General features: G+C 67.9%; 14 protein-coding genes. 7 read left to right on the forward strand and 7 right to left on the reverse strand.

Annotated elements, in window-relative coordinates; genetic code table 11:
* Nucleotides 1–3 precede the first annotated feature (3 nt).
* Genes AC1DQJ_RS04400 through AC1DQJ_RS04410 form a run of 3 tightly spaced genes read left to right on the forward strand, consistent with a single transcriptional unit; the run spans nt 4 to nt 2136 of the window.
* Complete coding sequence (locus AC1DQJ_RS04400; RefSeq protein WP_477600643.1) at nt 4–471, forward strand: hypothetical protein; 468 nt, start codon at nt 4–6, stop codon at nt 469–471.
* Between the two features lie 28 nt (nt 472–499).
* Nucleotides 500–1402, forward strand: coding sequence for a class I SAM-dependent methyltransferase (locus AC1DQJ_RS04405; RefSeq protein WP_477600645.1), 903 nt, complete (start codon nt 500–502; stop codon nt 1400–1402).
* On the forward strand, nt 1399–2136 hold the full coding sequence (locus tag AC1DQJ_RS04410) for a pseudouridine synthase (RefSeq protein ID WP_477600647.1): 738 nt from the start codon (nt 1399–1401) through the stop codon (nt 2134–2136). The genes AC1DQJ_RS04405 and AC1DQJ_RS04410 overlap by 4 nt, the downstream gene beginning before the upstream one ends.
* On the opposite strand, the gene AC1DQJ_RS04415 is transcribed toward AC1DQJ_RS04410, so the two are convergent.
* Nucleotides 2088–4613: an ATP-binding protein gene (locus AC1DQJ_RS04415; RefSeq protein ID WP_477600649.1), complete on the reverse strand. Its 2526-nt coding sequence runs from the start codon at nt 4611–4613 to the stop codon at nt 2088–2090. The genes AC1DQJ_RS04410 and AC1DQJ_RS04415 overlap by 49 nt on opposite strands.
* A gap of 231 nt (nt 4614–4844) precedes the next feature.
* Between AC1DQJ_RS04415 and AC1DQJ_RS04420 the strand changes: the two genes are divergently transcribed.
* On the forward strand, nt 4845–5078 hold the full coding sequence (locus AC1DQJ_RS04420) for a sulfurtransferase TusA family protein (protein ID WP_477600651.1): 234 nt from the start codon (nt 4845–4847) through the stop codon (nt 5076–5078).
* On the opposite strand, the gene AC1DQJ_RS04425 is transcribed toward AC1DQJ_RS04420, so the two are convergent.
* The gene (locus AC1DQJ_RS04425; protein WP_477601104.1) at nt 5050–5997 is read right to left on the reverse strand and encodes a YihY/virulence factor BrkB family protein; all 948 of its coding nucleotides are present in this window, start codon (nt 5995–5997) and stop codon (nt 5050–5052) included. The two genes, AC1DQJ_RS04420 and AC1DQJ_RS04425, sit on opposite strands and share 29 nt — an antisense overlap.
* A gap of 317 nt (nt 5998–6314) precedes the next feature.
* Here AC1DQJ_RS04425 and AC1DQJ_RS04430 point away from each other — a divergent pair, with 317 nt between their 5' ends.
* Nucleotides 6315–7394: a substrate-binding domain-containing protein gene (locus AC1DQJ_RS04430; RefSeq protein WP_477600653.1), complete on the forward strand. Its 1080-nt coding sequence runs from the start codon at nt 6315–6317 to the stop codon at nt 7392–7394.
* A 43-nt stretch (nt 7395–7437) separates the two neighbouring features.
* Here the strand turns inward: AC1DQJ_RS04430 and AC1DQJ_RS04435 are convergent, their stop codons facing one another.
* On the reverse strand, nt 7438–8571 hold the full coding sequence (locus tag AC1DQJ_RS04435; protein WP_477600655.1) for a CaiB/BaiF CoA transferase family protein: 1134 nt from the start codon (nt 8569–8571) through the stop codon (nt 7438–7440).
* Nucleotides 8572–8630: 59 nt separating this feature from the next.
* Nucleotides 8631–9407, reverse strand: a complete 777-nt coding sequence (locus AC1DQJ_RS04440; RefSeq protein WP_477600657.1) for an SDR family NAD(P)-dependent oxidoreductase — start codon at nt 9405–9407, stop codon at nt 8631–8633.
* A gap of 132 nt (nt 9408–9539) precedes the next feature.
* Between AC1DQJ_RS04440 and AC1DQJ_RS04445 the strand changes: the two genes are divergently transcribed.
* Entirely contained in the window at nt 9540–10868 is a 1329-nt protein-coding gene (locus AC1DQJ_RS04445; protein ID WP_477600659.1) for a diguanylate cyclase domain-containing protein, read from the forward strand.
* Nucleotides 10868–11371 carry a CcdC protein domain-containing protein gene (locus tag AC1DQJ_RS04450; RefSeq protein WP_477600661.1) on the forward strand — a complete coding sequence of 168 codons (504 nt, stop codon included), beginning with the start codon at nt 10868–10870 and terminating at the stop codon, nt 11369–11371. Before AC1DQJ_RS04445 ends, AC1DQJ_RS04450 begins: the two co-directional genes overlap by 1 nt.
* Here AC1DQJ_RS04450 and mfd read toward each other — a convergent pair.
* The 3 genes from mfd to AC1DQJ_RS04465 are packed head-to-tail and all read right to left on the reverse strand — an operon-like array spanning nt 11368 to nt 15783.
* Nucleotides 11368–14856: a transcription-repair coupling factor gene (mfd, locus tag AC1DQJ_RS04455; RefSeq protein ID WP_477600663.1), complete on the reverse strand. Its 3489-nt coding sequence runs from the start codon at nt 14854–14856 to the stop codon at nt 11368–11370. The genes AC1DQJ_RS04450 and mfd overlap by 4 nt on opposite strands.
* Nucleotides 14846–15136, reverse strand: a complete 291-nt coding sequence (locus AC1DQJ_RS04460; protein ID WP_477600665.1) for an FAD assembly factor SdhE — start codon at nt 15134–15136, stop codon at nt 14846–14848. The genes mfd and AC1DQJ_RS04460 overlap by 11 nt, the downstream gene beginning before the upstream one ends.
* 47 nt (nt 15137–15183) lie before the next feature.
* A complete protein-coding gene (locus AC1DQJ_RS04465; RefSeq protein WP_477600667.1) occupies nt 15184–15783 on the reverse strand; it encodes a hypothetical protein in 600 nt (199 codons plus the stop codon).
* Nucleotides 15784–15812 lie beyond the last annotated feature (29 nt).

The following is a 15812-nucleotide window of genomic DNA, read 5'->3' on the forward strand; positions in this document are numbered from 1 at the left end:
GCGTTGGAGGGGGTCGTCTACCTCGCCCAGGTGCTGCAGGCCTCGCCGTTCGGAGCCTGGGCGCGCGGCTCGTCATACGCCTATCCGGTCGCCAATCTGCTCGGACTGGTCATGCTGGTCGGAGCCATTGGCGTGCTGGACCTGCGTTTGGCTGGCGTCTGGCGACGCATATCCGGCGACCATTTGGCCCGCGCGCTCACCCCGATCGCCATCGCCGGACTTGCGCTGATGGTTCCCAGCGGGCTGACCCTGTTCGCCGCCGATGCGGCCAGCCTGGTCCGGTCGCCAGTCTTTCAGTGGAAGTTGCTGCTGATCGTCCTGGCCCTCGCTAACGCCTTGGCGTTCCGCGTGCTATGGGGCCGCCAGTTGCGAAACTGGGACTTGCCGCTCATCGGACGCCTGATGGCGGCAGGCTCGATCGCGCTTTGGCTGATCGTCGCGGCGCTGGGGCGCATGATCGCCTACACATAGCGACCCCAGAATCGTCCCGGACCTGCAATTGAACACCGCCGTCTATGGAAACCCGCCGCCCGACGTCATCGAGACGCCGAAGGGCGCGCGCCAGGTTTCGCCGCTAATCCCCGGTTCTGAGGACTTCGCCGCCATGGCCGATGGTTCCTTGGACGAGATCGTCCTGCTCGTCCCGGGCGGGGCCATCGAAGCGCGCTACCTGCTCGCCCAGGCGCTGCGGGTGCTGAAACCCGGCGGGACCCTGGCGGCGGCGGCCCCCAAGGATCGCGGCGGCCTGCGGCTGAAGAAGACCCTGCAAGGCCTCGGCTGCGACGTCGCCGAGACCTCGCGCCGCCATCACCGGATCTGCGAGGTCGAGCGGCCCGCCAACGCGTTGGATCTGGCCGACGCCCTGGCTGAAGGCGCGCCGCGCATTCTACCGCTGGGCCTGTGGTCGCAGCCAGGCGTGTTCAGCTGGGATCGCCTGGACCCTGGCAGCGAACTGTTGATGGCGAACATGCCGCAGCTGGCCGGTTCCGGCGCGGACTTCGGCTGCGGAGTCGGCTGGCTGGCGCGCGGCGTCCTCACCTCGCCCGCCGTTGCGAGCCTGGCCCTGATCGACCTCGATCGCCGTGCGGTCGATTGCGCCCGGCACAATGTCATCGACGAACGGGTCCGCTTCGAGTGGGCCGATGTTCGCGACGCCGCCAAGGCCCTAAGCGGACTCCACTTCATCGTCATGAACCCGCCCTTCCATGACGGTGGACAGGAGGACCGCGCGCTCGGCCAGGCGTTCATCCGCGCGGCCGCCGCGGCGCTGCGACCCGGCGGTAGCCTGTGGCTGACGGCCAATCGCCACCTGCCCTACGAGACTGTCCTGGGCGAGAGCTTCAAGGCGGTGCGCCCGATCGCCGAAGGCGGCGGTTTCAAGATCTACGAGGCTCGCCGATGAGCAAGACGCCGACCATGCGGCTCGACCGCCTGCTGGCCAATCTCGGCTATGGCAGCCGCAAGGAGATGCATGGGCTGGTCGCGGCCCGCCAGATCGTCCTCGACGGCGTGGCGCTCACCGACGCGGGTGCGCGCATCGCAATCGGGCCCGACCTGCCGCAGCGGATGCTGGTGATGGGCAAGCCGGTCGATCCGCCGCCGCCGATGATCGTGATGCTGCATAAGCCGCTTGGCGTCGTCTGCTCGCACAAGGAGACCGGCGAGCGGATCTACGATCTGCTGCCGCCGCGCTGGCGGGTGCGTGATCCGGTCCTTTCAAGCGTCGGCAGGTTGGATAAGGAAACCTCGGGCCTGCTGCTGATCACTGACGACGGCGACTTCCTGCACCGCGTGATCTCGCCCAGGCGTCACGTCCAGAAGAGCTACATCGCCGAGCTGGATCGCCCGCTGAATGGCGAGGAAGGCGCGGTGTTCGCCGCCGGGACGCTGATGCTGGAAGGCGAGGAAAAGCCGCTGTTGCCCGCCGTTCTGGAGCCGCTGGGCGAGAAGCGCGCGCGCCTGTTGATCGAGGAAGGCCGCTATCACCAGGTTCGGCGGATGTTCGCCGCGGTCGGCAATCACGTCACCGCCCTACACCGCGATCGGATCGGCGGCCTGATCCTGCCAGACGATCTGGCGCCCGGCGACTACCGGGTGCTGACCGCGCTGGCCGCCGAAGCGGTGTTCTCGGGCTGAAGTTCGCCACTGGTCGCCGCCACGATCGCCTCGATCAGGGCGACGGCGCGGATCGGTTTGGAAAGGTGAAGGTCGGCGCCGACCTCTGCGCTGGCCCGCATATGCTCGTCGAGGGCGTTGGCGGTCAGCATGATCACCGGGGTTCGCGGCAGTCCGCGGTCGGCCTCGTACTCCCGGAGCATCGAGGTGGCCGACAGGCCGTCGAGCTCCGGCATCTGCATGTCCATCAACACGACATCGAAGCGTTCGGCGCGCAGGGCGGCCAGCGCCAGGGCGCCGTTCTCGACGATCAGCGGCTCCACGCCGACCGATTCCAGGATCAGCTGCACGACCTTCTGGTTGGTCGGATGGTCCTCGGCCAGCAGCACCCGCAGGCCGCAGAGGTCGAAGCTCTCGGTGGAAGCGGCCGCCACAACCACGGCCTCGCCCTCGGCGTGCTCCAGCGGCAGGGTGAAGGCGAAGCTGGAACCGACCCCCTCTTGCGACTCCACGCCGATCTCGCCGCCCATCAGCTCGACCAGCGAGCGGCTGATGGCGAGGCCAAGGCCCGTGCCGCCAAAGCGGCGGCGAATGGAGGCGTCCGCCTGCTCGAACCGGCGGAACAGGCGGGCTTTCACGTCGTCGCCGAAGCCGATGCCCGTGTCAGCGACCACGAACCGCACTGCGCCGCCCTGGTCTTCCACGCGCAGCGACACCGAGCCCGCTTCCGTGAACTTCACAGCGTTGGAGAGCAGATTCGACAACACCTGCGTCAGGCGAACCTGATCGCCGACGAAACGACGGTCGACCTCCGGATCAAGGCTCCAGGCGACGGTAAGGCCCTTGGCCTCGGCCGAGGCGCGGTGCAGTTCGGCGATCCGGCCGACGATGTTGCGCATCGAGAACGGCTCGCGGGCCAGAACGATCTCCCCGGCCTCGATCTTCGAGAAGTCGAGGATGTCGGTCAGCACCTGCTCCAGCAGACGCCCGGAGGAGACGATCAGCTCGGCCAGTTCACGGCTCTTCGGCGTGGTCTGCTCATGCGCCAGGGTCTCGGAGATGGCGATGACGCCATTCAGAGGCGTGCGCAGTTCATGGCTCATATTGGCCAGAAAGCGTGACTTCTCGGCGTTGGCGCGCTCCAGTTGGGCGGTCCGCTCATGCACCCTGTCCTCGAGCGAGGCCAAGACCTCGTCGACCTTGACGCGCTCGTTGCGCAACGCCTTGGCCAGCACCCCGATCTCGTCATTGCGCGCCTCGACCTCGGTCACATCCGGGCGCTCGTGCTCACCGAAGGCCTCGGGCTCGCAGGAGGCGGCCAGCCGGCGAAGCGGCTGGACGATGGTCCGGCGCGCCAGCGCCACGAGCAGCAGCATCTGCGCCACCGCGGCAATGACGCCCAGCAACAGCACCCAGGACGCCGAGCGCATCGCCGACCAGGTGACCGCCGACTTCGGATAGGTCAGCAGCAGATACCAGTCTGGGCCGGCCAGGCGGCCATAGGCGACGATCTCGTCGCGCGTCGGATTGTGGATGACCCCTTGGTCCTTGCCCTCGGCGCGGATCGCCTTGACCAGCGCTTTGACCCCGAGCCGGCGCTCGTAGCCGGCGATGGTGTCTTCGGAGGCGCGGCCGGGGGTCTCGAAGCCCGGATAGGCGATCAACTCGCCCTTGCTCGTGACCACGAGATTGGACGCGCCCGGCAAGGTGTTGCGGATCGCATTGAGGAAGAAGCCGGTCAGCTCGATGGAGGAACCGAACGAGCCGATGTAGCGGCCATCGACATAGGCCGGGGTCAGGCAGCCCGTAGCCAGCCGCTCGCCGTGATTGTCCTGGATCAGGCGCTGGAGATTGGTGCAGCGGGTCGCCCGGGTCGGATTGTTCTCCGGCAGGGTGAGGCTGGACATCTCCTCCTGGCTGAGGTCGAGGTCAGCGGGCGCTTCTTCGCGATAGAAGATCAGCTTGTCCGGCCGGTCGGGCCCGAACATCACCAGGCGGGTGCCGGGCGTGAAGAAGTAGAAGTTGTCGTACTCGCCGTGCGCAGCCTGGCCGAAGTCGGAAACGATCTCGAACGCCGCCACCAACGCGGCCTTCTGTTCCTGAGCGATGGTCTCAGGCCGCGTGAGAAGCGCGCCCATGCCGTAGGTGAACTCGCCGGTCCGGCCGAGGTGTCCGTCGAAGAACTCGGGTCGGCTGCGCCGCGTGCCGTCGGCTCGCAAGGGGTAGTATTGATCGGCCAGCCGATCGACGTCTTGCGGCGACAACAGCTTCACGCGCCGCTCGAGCTCCGCGGCCGCCGACTTGTGCAGGTTCTCGAGGTTCGAGAAGCGCTTGTCGACGTTGCTGCTGCGCTCTCTCACATAGTCGGCGAGAAAGGCGATCTGGCGGTTGGAGAGCTCCTGCTGGAAAACGACGAAGGCGCCGAGGGTCCCCAGCACGGTGACCACCAACGACAACACGCCGAGCGTGAGCTGGAACCTTCGCGAAAGTGACTGCATCCCGACCGACCTCATGGATCGAGGTCAGGATGACTCGCCAGGTGTTGCGGCGAGGTTTACGCGTGTTTCCAACGAGTTGTTCAGATTACAGGCATTCCGATACCGGCCCGCACCCAACTCGGGTTGCATCTCAGACCCGCTTACGCCCAGGGGTGGCAGTTCAGCGCAACGATGTCGCCTCGCGAAGGCTCCGCTTGGGTTCGCCGCCGTGACGCGCTAGTGAGCCGGCCGATGGCTTTTTCCGAGATCACTGTCGATGCGCGCGGTCACCGGTGTCCGGTGCCGACCCTGCGCTTGCGACGGGCGTTGGAGGATGCGCCGGCAGGCGCCCGCGTGCGGCTGCTGGCCGACGACCCGCTGGCGCGGATCGATGTGCCTCACTTCGCTGCCGGCGGCGGCTTCACGGTGATGGAGTCCGGCGAAGAAGGCGGCGTGCTCAGTTTTCTGATCGCGAAGCCAGCCTAGGCGGGTCGCGCAAATCGGGCAGCGCCGCCTGCCGGCGCTGATCCAGCACAATCTCGATCTCGGTGGCGAAGGCCCCGCCGAAGAAGACCGCGTTCACGCTCCAGGACAGCCAGATCAGGAACACCACCACGGCCGACACCGAGCCGTAGGTCGCGCCCAGGTGCGCGATCTGCTCCACGTAGAAGGCGCTGGCCCAGGAAACGAACAGGCAGAGGATGGCCGCCGAGGCGCCGCCGAGGATCGAGGGCAGCCACGCCACCGGTTTGCTGGACATCGCGAAACGGTAGATCAGGCTCATGGCCACGGTCAGGCCGAAGCTGGCCCACGTCCATTCGCTGTAGAGCCAGGGAACTCCGGCCAGCGGCTTGAGGTCGAAGGCCGCCGCCACGAAGCGGAAATAGAAGAAGATCGTCGAGAAGAAGGCCAGCATGGCGAACGCCGCCAGCAGCACCAGCAGCGCCATGATGTTGAAGCCCACGAAGCCGCGCGGCGCGTCCTCGTCATGGATGAACGACAGGCCGGCCAGCAGCGCCTTGAAGCCGCGGTGGGAGGCGTACCCGCCGATCAGGATGGCCAGACCGCTCTGGGCCGAAACCGCCTGCAGGGGCGTCTGAGCCAGGCGCTCGAGTTCCCCCTCGAAGAGGCTCTGCGCGCCTGACGGCATCAGCCGCGCCAATGCCTCGGCCTGATGAGCGACCTCGTTCGGATCTGCGAGCAGCCCGTACACGCCGATGCCGATCGCCAGACCGGGAAACACCGCGAGCATCGCGAAGAAGGAGACGCCGCCGACGTACAGCATCACGTCCCTGCCCCAGAGCCGGCTCAAGGCGCGGCCCGTGACAAGAAGCGCCAGACGCAGCCAATGGGTAGGGTCCCAGTCGATCTCGCGCAGGCGCTGGAATCTCTGCTGCAGCGACATGGCGCGGAAGTTGATCAAGGTCGCCCGGTCGTGCAAGCGATCATCGCGCCGCGGCGCTAAAATGGAAGCGGCGCGCCGGTCCCTCTCGGGATGCCGACGCGCCGCCGATGGGCGTGTCTGTTCCATCGGGGCCGGCCGCCGCGTCGAGGGACGGGAGATTGCGGTGACCAACCTGGGATCACTATCGGACCGCGTGGCTGAACCGCCGCTGAACGCCGATCGCGGAACCCGTTCACCTGGCCCCGCGTCATCCAACCTTCACATAACCGTCAAACAACAATGCTAGCGCGACGGCACAACAGGTGCGGAGCCAAGCCATGAAGACTTTCGCCTATCTCGCCGTCGTCGCCGTCGCGCTCAGCGCCTGCGGCCAACAAGCTCCGAAGGGCGGCGCCGAAAAGGCGGCCGGGCCGAGCGCCAGCGGCCGCGACCAGGTCTGGGCGGCTGGTTCCTCCACCGTCTTCCCGTTCGCCACCCGCGTGGCCGAGAACGTCGCCAAGACGACCGGCGGCCGGCCGGCCAAGGTCGAAAGCCTGGGCACCGGCGGCGGCTTCAAGCTGTTCTGCGGCGGGGCGGGCGCGGCCTACCCGGACGTCGCCAACGCTTCGCGCCCGATCAAGAAGTCGGAGTTCGAGCAGTGCGCCGCCAACGGCGTCACCGACATCGTCGAGATCAAGATCGGCTTCGACGGCATCGTGATCGCCAACGCCAAGGGCGGTCCGACCTACAACTTCAAGCTCGAGCAGGTCTATCGCGGCTTAGCCGCTGAAATTCCGGCGGGCGCCGGCTTCGAAAAGAACACCGCCAAGACCTGGAAGGACGTCGACGCCGGCCTGCCGGCCCAGGCGATCCTGGTCTATGGCCCGCCGCCCACCTCCGGCACCCGTGACGCCTTCGCCGAACTGGCCCTGGAGAAAGGCGCCCGCAAGCTCCCGGCGATGGAAGCCCTGCACAAGTCCGACGAAGACGCGTTCAAGGCCAAGGCGCATACGATCCGCAGCGACGGCGCCTGGGTCGACTCCGGTGAGAACGACAACGCCATCGTCCAGACCTTGACCAAGACCCCCAACGCCCTGGGCGCCTTCGGCTATTCGTTCCTCGAGAACAACATGGACACCGTGAAGGCGGCGACCGTCGACGGGGTCGCGCCGACCTTCGAGACCATCTCGAACGGGACCTACCCGATCTCCCGTTCGCTCTACATCTACGTGAAGAAGGCCAATATCGGCGTCACGCCCGGCCTGCGTGAATACGTGAACGCCTTCGTCTCCGACGCCGCCACCGGCAAGGGCGGCTATCTGCAGCAGCGCGGCCTGATCCCGCTGGCGCCGGACGCCCACGCGGCTCAGAAGGCGGCCGCGACCGCCCTCACCCCGATCACCGCGCCGACGAAGTAAGGCTGAGGCGGATGCTCCCCGCCTGGGGGAGCATCCGGACGGCTTATCCCGCCAGGGCCCCGGCCGCCTTGAGCCCGTCGATATCGGCGGCTGAGAAGCCCCAATCGCCCAGGGCCTCGCGGTCATGGGCGCCGATGGCGGGCGGCGGGCCCTGGATCGCTCCCGGCGTGGCCGAGAACCGTGGCGCTGGCGCCGGCTGGACCACCCCCGCCAGCTCCACGAAAGTCTCGCGGGCGACGTTGTGCGGGTGCTTGGGCGCCTCGTCCAGATCGAGAACCGGCGCAAAGCAGACGTCCGTCGCGTCCATGATCTCGCACCACTCGGCCTGGGTCTTCTGGGCGATGACGTGGCCGAGCTTGTCGCGCAGCGAATCCCACTGACCCCGGTCCATCTGGGCGGCGAAGGCCGGGTCGTTGATGCCGGTCTTCTCCAGCAGCAGCGCATAGAACTGCGGTTCGATCGAGCCGATCGAAATCCATTTGCCGTCGGCGCATTGGTAGGTGTCGTAGAAGTGGGCGCCGCCATCCAGCAGGTTGGCGCGCCGCTCTTCCTTCCACATGCCGCTGGCCTTGAAGCCGTAGAACATCGACATCAGCGAGGCCGCGCCGTCGCTCATGGCGCAATCGATCACCTGCCCCTTGCCGGTCTCGCGCGCGCTGATCACGCCGGCCAGCAGGCCGAACGCCAGGTAGAGCGCGCCGCCGCCGAAATCGCCGACCAGGTTCAACGGCGGAATCGGCTTCTCGCTCGTGCCGATCGCGTGCAGAGCGCCGGTGATGGCGATGTAGTTCATGTCGTGCCCGGCGGCGTTGGCGTAGGGCCCGAACTGGCCCCAGCCGGTCATCCGGCCATAGACCAGCTTCGGATTGCGCTTCAGGGCGATGTCCGGTCCCAGGCCGAGCCGTTCCATGACACCGGGCCGGAAGCCCTCGAACACCGCGTCGGCGCTCTCCATCAACTTCAGGCAGGTCTCGATGGACGCCGGGTTCTTCAGGTCGAGGCCGATCGAGCGCCGGCCACGGGCGGTGATGTCGGCAGCGGACCCCCGCCCCTGGCCCTTGCGGTCGATTCTGACCACGTCGGCGCCGAGGTCGGACAACAGCATCCCGCAGAACGGCCCAGGCCCGATGCCCGCAAACTCAACGATCTTCAGCCCGGTCAGCGGTCCTTGGCGCATACTTCGTCTCCCTGTCTTTGCCGGCAACCTAGGGCGATGACGCTCCGTCAGCCAATCCGTCAGCCGCCGCCGGGCAGCGACTGACCGTCGTCGATGGTGATGATCGTCCCTGTGATGGCCCGAGCAGCCGGGCCGGCGAGCATCAGCAGGGCGGCGTCCAGGTCGTCGGCCTCCATCAACCGGCGGCGGGGGAACCCCTTCATCTGCTTCTGACCGCCCTCGGTCTTGAACCAGTCCGAATTGATGTCGGTCTCGATGTAGCCCGGGCAGATGGCGTTCACGGCCACGCCCTTGCGCGCCCATTCCCGCGCCAGCCCCTTGGTCAGCATGGCCACCGAGGCCTTGGACGCGCAGTAGGCCGAAAGACCCGGCAGCACGGTGTGCGAGGCGATCGAGGCGATGTTGACGATCCGGCCTTCGCCGCGCTCGCCGACCCCCGAGGCGATCATGCGCTTGGCGGCCTGCTGCGCGGCGAAGAACACGCCGCGGACATTGACATCGAAGGTCTGATCCCAGGTCTCCGGCGACAGATCCAGCGCCAGGCCGTCGCCGCCGACCCCTGCGTTGTTGATCAAGATGGAGATCGGGCCGAGCGCCGCCTCGACCTCGTCAAAGGCCGGTCCAATCGCCGCCACGTCGGCGACGTCGAGCTTCAGCGCCATGGCCTGGTGTCCTTCTCCGGCGATGGCGCCGGCATGCGCCTCGACCATGTCGAGACGCCGCGCCGTGAGGGCCACGGACGCGCCCGCGCGGGCCAGCACGTGGGCGAAGTGCGCGCCAAGACCGCCGGAGGCGCCGGTGATCACCGCCACTTGGCCCTTCAGAACCTGATCCATACCCGTTCCCTCCACAGTCATGCGACTTGCCATCGCTGTGCCATTCGCCTTGCGGCTGTATAGTCCTCGTGCGCGTCGATTCCCGCCCAACCTGGGCGCTGTCTCGCGGATGAAGGGCCAGGGTTTAGGCGAATGACGGCGGGCGTCCAGGCGCGAGTCTTGATCGTTGCGAGAGACGACGCCGTGGCGGGCCCGCTCGCTGAGGGCCTTGACCGGCTCGGCTGGCGTACGGTCACGGCGCGCGGCCCCTATGCCGCCACCGCAGCGCTCGCCGATCTCAAGGTCGAGGCCGCCATCATCGATCTGGCCAGCGGCGGGCACGAGGCGCTGACCATGGCGCGGCGCCTGAAGGCCGCCTGCGCGCCTCGGCGCTTGCCGGTCATCGCCATCGGCGACCCGGGCCCTGAACTCGAGACCTACGATTTCGACCTGACCCTCGCCGCGCCGGTGCATCCGGCCCAGGTGGTGATGCGGCTGGAGACCCTGGTCCGCACCGCCGTCGCCGAGGAGGAGTTCGAGCTGCGGCTGGAGACCTTCACCGAACGCGGTCGGCGCCTGGACATGCCCGAGCCCGACACTTCGCCCTACCAGGTCCTGGCGATCGGCGAGCCGGCGCCTCAGTTCCTCGCGCTTTCGAACGCCCTGGCCCGCTCCGGCGCCGAAGTGATCGGGGCGTTCACCGCCTATACCGCTTTCGACTATCTGCACGAGCGGCCGTTCGACGCCGTGGTGCTCTGGGCCGGCGACACCAGCCAGGAGGCGCTGTCGATCGCCGCCGGCATGCGCCGCAACACCCGCCTCTATCACACGCCCGCCCTGCTCTACATGCGCCAGGAGAGCTACGTGACCATGTCGGAGGCCTATCATCGGGGCGTGTCCGATGTGGCTTCTCCCGAGACGCCGGAGACCGAGACCGCTCGCCGCGTGCTCGAACTGGCCCGCAGTTATCGCCGGCAGACCTCGATCCGCCGGGCGCTCGAAAAGGCGAAGACCTCGGGACTTATGGACGCCGCCACCGGGCTCTTCACTCGCGATCTGTTCGCCCGGCACGTCGCAAGATTGGCCCAGGCCTCGCGCGACCGCGGCCGCCCGCTGTCGGTCTGCGTTCTCAGGGTCGCCGAGCGCACCGACGTCAGCGCAGCCCGCGCCGGCGGCTGGCTCGACCGCGCCATTCCGCAGATCGGGTCGATGGTCGGCCGCCTGGTTCGCGTCGAGGACACCGCCGCTCGCCTGAGCCAGGAGGTCTTCGCCCTGGCCCTACCCGCCACCAGCAAGGCGGCGGCCCGCGCCGCCGGTGAACGGATCGCCGCCGTCATCGGCTGCACCGCCTTCGAGGCCGGCGACGGCCAGCCCCCGTTCGTGGTCGATTTCGACATCGGCGTGGCCGAGGTCACCAGCCCGGAAAACATCGGCAAGGCGCTGGAAGAGGCGGCCGCCGGGGCCCACCAAAAGGCCAGCTGATGGACCCCGCGGGTCCGCAGGGGGCGTGGGCCTACCTGGCCCCGCTGATCGCCATCGTCATCATCGTCCTGCGCGGCGTGCGTGAACGCACGCTGCGGATCGAGCGCATGTGGATCATGCCCGCCCTCATCCTGTCGGTGGTGGCCATGAGCCTCACAGCCCAGCCGCCGTCCACGTTCGCCATCCTGGTCGTCGACGTCTTTGCTCTAGGAGCCGGCCTCGGCTTCGGTTGGTGGCGCGGACGGACCACGCAGATCACCATCGACCCGGCTACCCACGCCCTGACCAGCCGTGCATCGCCGCTCGGCATGGCGCTGATCGCAGGCCTGTTTCTGGTCCGCTTCGCCCTGAGGGACTACGCCGCCAGCCACGCCGCGCAGTGGCGCGTACGGCCCGCGGATCTTGCCGAGATGTTCCTGTTGTTCGCCGCCGGCCTGGTCTGCGCCCAGCGGCTGGAAATGTGGATTCGCGCCCGACGGCTGCTGCGCCAGGCCCGCGCCTAGGCCGCCAGCTTCGCCAGTTCGGCCAGGATGCCCTCGGCCGCGCCCAGGCGCTGCTCCGGCGTCTCCCATTCGCCCTTCACCACCACCTTGTGGTCCGGACGGATGCGCCAGGCGACCTGGTTCTTCTGCACGAAGCCGACCAGACCCATCGGGTTCTTGAACTCGTCCCCACGGAAGGTGACGACCGCGCCCTTCGGCCCAACATCGATCTTGGCGACGTTGGCTTCGCGGCAGAGTCCCTTGATCGCCACGACTTTCAGCAGCTGACCGGCCTCGGGCGGCAGCGGACCGAACCGGTCGATCATCTCGGCGGCCAGGGCCTCGCGGTCGCCCGCCTTCTCTGCGTCCGACAGGCGGCGGTAGAGCGACAGCCGCACATTGAGGTCCGGCACATAGTCGTCCGGGATCAGCACGGCCGCGCCGGTGTTGATCTGCGGCGACCATCCGCGGTCGGCCGCCTCGCCCTTTCCGGCCAGCTCCTTCAGCTCGTTGACCGCGTCTTCCAGCATCTGCTGGTAAAGCTCGACCCCGATCTCGCGGATGTGGCCCGACTGTTCCTCGCCCAGCAGGTTGCCGCCGCCGCGCTGGTCCAGGTCGTGGCTGGCCAGCTGGAAGCCGGCGCCGAGGCTGTCGAGCGACTGCAGCACCTTCAGCCGGCGCTCGGCCGACAGGGTGATCTGCTTCTCCGAGGGCGTGGTCAGATAGGCATAGGCTCGCGCCTTGGCTCGCCCCACCCGGCCGCGTAGCTGGTACATCTGGGACAGGCCGAACATGTCGGCGCGGTGCAGGACCATGGTGTTGGCGGTGGGGATGTCGAGGCCGCTTTCGACGATCGTCGTCGACAGCAGCACGTCGTACTGCCCCTCGTAGAAGGCGCTCATCACCTCCTCGAGCTGGGTCGGGGCCATCTGACCGTGCCCGACCACGAACTTCACCTCGGGCACCTGCTCGCGCAGGAACCTCTGCAGGTCCGGCAGGTCGCTGATCCGGGGCGCTACGTAATAGGCTTGGCCGCCGCGATACTTCTCGCGCAGCAGCGCCTCGCGGATCACCACGGGGTCGAACGGCGTGATGTAGGTGCGCACCGCCAGCCGGTCGACCGGCGGCGTGGCGATGATCGACATCTCACGGATGCCCGACAGAGACATCTGCAGGGTGCGCGGGATCGGCGTAGCGGTCAGGGTCAGCATGTGCACGTCGGCGCGAAGCTCCTTGAGCTTCTCCTTGTGCTTGACCCCGAAGTGCTGCTCCTCGTCGACGATCACCAGGCCGAGGTTCTTGAAGCTGACCTGCTTGCTCAGCACCGCGTGGGTGCCGACGATGATCTCGACCTCGCCGTTGGCGAGCTCGGTGCGGGTTTCGTTGGCCTCCTTGGCCGGCACCATCCGCGACAGTCGGCGAACCTTGACCGGCCAGCCCTGGAAGCGGTCGGAAAAGGTCTTGAAGTGCTGGCGCGCCAGCAGGGTCGTGGGCGCCACGACCGCCACCTGCTGGCCGCTCATGGCGACCACGAACGCCGCACGCAGCGCGACTTCGGTCTTGCCGAAGCCGACGTCGCCGCAGATCAGGCGATCCATCGGCCTTCCAGCCCCCAGATCCTCCAGCACGTCGCCGATGGCGTTGAGCTGGTCTTCCGTCTCCTCGTAGGGGAAGCGCGCACAGAATTCGTCGAAGACGCCGTGCGGCGGCACGATGGCGTCGGTGTCCTTGGTGGCCCGCTCGGCGGCGATGCGGATGAGGCCGATGGCCATCTCGCGCAGGCGTTCCTTGGCCTTGGCCTTCCGGGCTTGCCAGGCCGCGCCGCCCAGGCGGTCGAGCTGAACCCCCTCCCCGTCGCTGCCGTAGCGGGTCAGCAGGTCGATGTTCTCGACCGGCAGGTACAGCTTGGCTTCGCCGCCGTACTGCAGCTCCAGGCAATCGTGCGGCGCGCCCTGGACGTCGAGCGTCTTCAGGCCATCGTAGCGCCCGATCCCGTGGTCGATATGGACCACCAGGTCGCCCGGCGTCAGAGACGAGGCTTCCGCGAGGAAATTCGAGGCGCGGCGGCGGCGGCGCGGACGCGCCAGCCGGTCGCCGAGGATGTCGGTTTCGCTGATGACCGCCAGCTTGTCGGTCTCGAACCCGGACTCCAGCGGCAGCACCACGCGCTGGAAGATCTTCGGATCAGCGGCGCGGGCGGCGTCCCAGTACGGAGCCAGCGAGATGTTCTTCAGGCCGTGGTCGGCCAGCATGGCGCCCAGTCGATCCGACGAACCGTCCGACCAGGAGGCGAACAGCACCCGCTTGCCCTCGCCCACCAGCCGGCGGGCGTGATCGGCGGTCGCCTCGAACAGGTTCACCGAATCCTGCTGGCGCTCGGCCGTGAAGGTCCGGCCCAGACGCGCGCCCATGTCGACGACGGTGTCGCCCTCGACCTCCTGGAACACGGAGAACCGGCGAGTCGGCCGCACGGCTAGGCGTTCGCGATATTCGTCGGCGTCCATGTAGAGCCGGGTCGGCTCCAGCGGGTGATAGTGGACCTTGCGGTCGGCCTGAGCCCGAGCGTCGTAGGCGTCCTCGATCATCGAGAGACGCTCGTCGCGGGCCGAGTCGGCCAGGTGGTCGAGGGCAATCAGGGTGTCGGACGGCAGGTAGTCCAGCAGCGTCGCCATGTCCGGATAGAACAGCGGCAGCCAGTGCTCCATCCCGGCCCGGCGGCCGCCCTCGCTGACCGTGTCGTAGAGCGGATCGCCGCCAGGCGCGCCGAACGCTTCGACATAGCCGCGGCGGAAGCGCGAGATAGCCTCCTTGTCGAGCAGCGCCTCGCTGACCGGCAGCAGCGAGATGTCCTTCAGTTGTCGGGTGGAGCGCTGGGTCTCCGGATCGAAGCCGCGGATCGATTCCAGCGTGTCGCCGAACAGGTCCAGGCGAACCGGCTCCTCGGCGTTGGGCGGGAAGACGTCGATCACGCCGCCGCGAATCGCGAACTCACCACGCTCCGACACCGTCGAGGCGCGCTGATAGCCGTTGATGGCGAAATAGCGCTCGAGATCGGCGATCTCGACCACATTGCCGACCGTCGCCGAATAGGCCGCGCCCTCGACCGACGACTTCGGCGGCACGCGCTGGATCAGGGCCGGGACGGTCGTGACCAGCAGGGCCGGTTTCTTGGGGTCAAAACCCTTGGCCAGGCGCGCCAGGGCGGTCATCCGTTCGGCCGCAGCGCCGGCCGAAGGGCCGATGCGGTCGTACGGCAGGCAATCCCAGGCCGGGAATCGCACGACCTCGACGCTGGAAGCGAAGAACGAGAACGCGTCGACGAAGGCCGAGAGGCGCGAGGCGTCGCGGGCCACGAACACCGACAGGCCGCCGCGCGACTTGACGATGTCGGACATCACCAGGGCGTCGAAGCCCTCCGGCGCGCCGACCAGATCCAATCGGCCTGGGTCTTGGGCGATCCGCCGGGTCTCCGCCGCCGTCGGGGCGCGGAAGCCGTCAGCCGCCATGGGGCCCTCCGCGCGCCTCGAAAGCTTCGAAGCGGAAGGCTTTGATCATGCGCATGATTTCGCCGTCGTGTTCAGGCGGCGTCGGCGTCCGCTCGACGATCCACTCGTAGATGTCCTGGTCCGGCTCTTCCAGCAGCGCCTCGAGGGCGTCCAGCAGCTCGGCGCTCAGCTCAGCGCCATACTTGTCCGCGAACGGCCCCAGTATGAGGTCCGCTTCCCGGAAGCCCCGGTGCCATGCCCGGAACTTCAAACGCTTCAGTCGTGTATCGTCGGTGCTCATGGGGGAGCGGCCGATATAGGCCGCCCCGCCACGTCACGCCAGTGGGATCAGCCCCAATCGCCGCCCTTCCAGGTGAACGAGACCTGGTTGAACGGCGTGGCGCCGACCTGGAGCGCGCCAGCAGCGACCACACCGCCGTCCTTGCCCTTGCTTGCGTTGGACTTCTTCAGCGCCTTCGGGTCGATTTTGGCGTCCAGGCGCACCTCCCCGAGCTTCGGATGATTGCCGACCAGCCGGACTTGGTCGTCGGTGACCAGATAGGCGGTGGGCAGAACCTTGAGCTTCACGGAATAGACGACGTTGCCCAGCGCGTTCTTGCGGGCGGGACTGGTGACGTCGACGAACTCGAGCATCACCGGCGCGTAGGTCTTGGTGCGCTGGCCGCTTTCCCAGTCGTTGAAGCCCTGACGGCCGGCGATATGCAGGTTGTCGAGGCGGTACTTGCCGATCTTCACCTCGGCGGTGGGCAGGTAGTAGCCGAACTGGTCGTCGCCCTTGGCGCGGGTCAGGCCAGTGAAGGTGGGATCGACCGGCACCGCCGGCGGAAGCACGGGCGCCACGGCCGTTTCAGCCTGGGCTTTCTCGGGACCGGGACTGCAGGCGGCCAGAAGCATGACGCAGGCCGTCGCCGTAAGCGCTCTAGGCATTTGATTCCCCCCTGGGTTTTGCGAACTTC

This window comes from Phenylobacterium sp. P4_E10 (assembly GCF_056401675.1).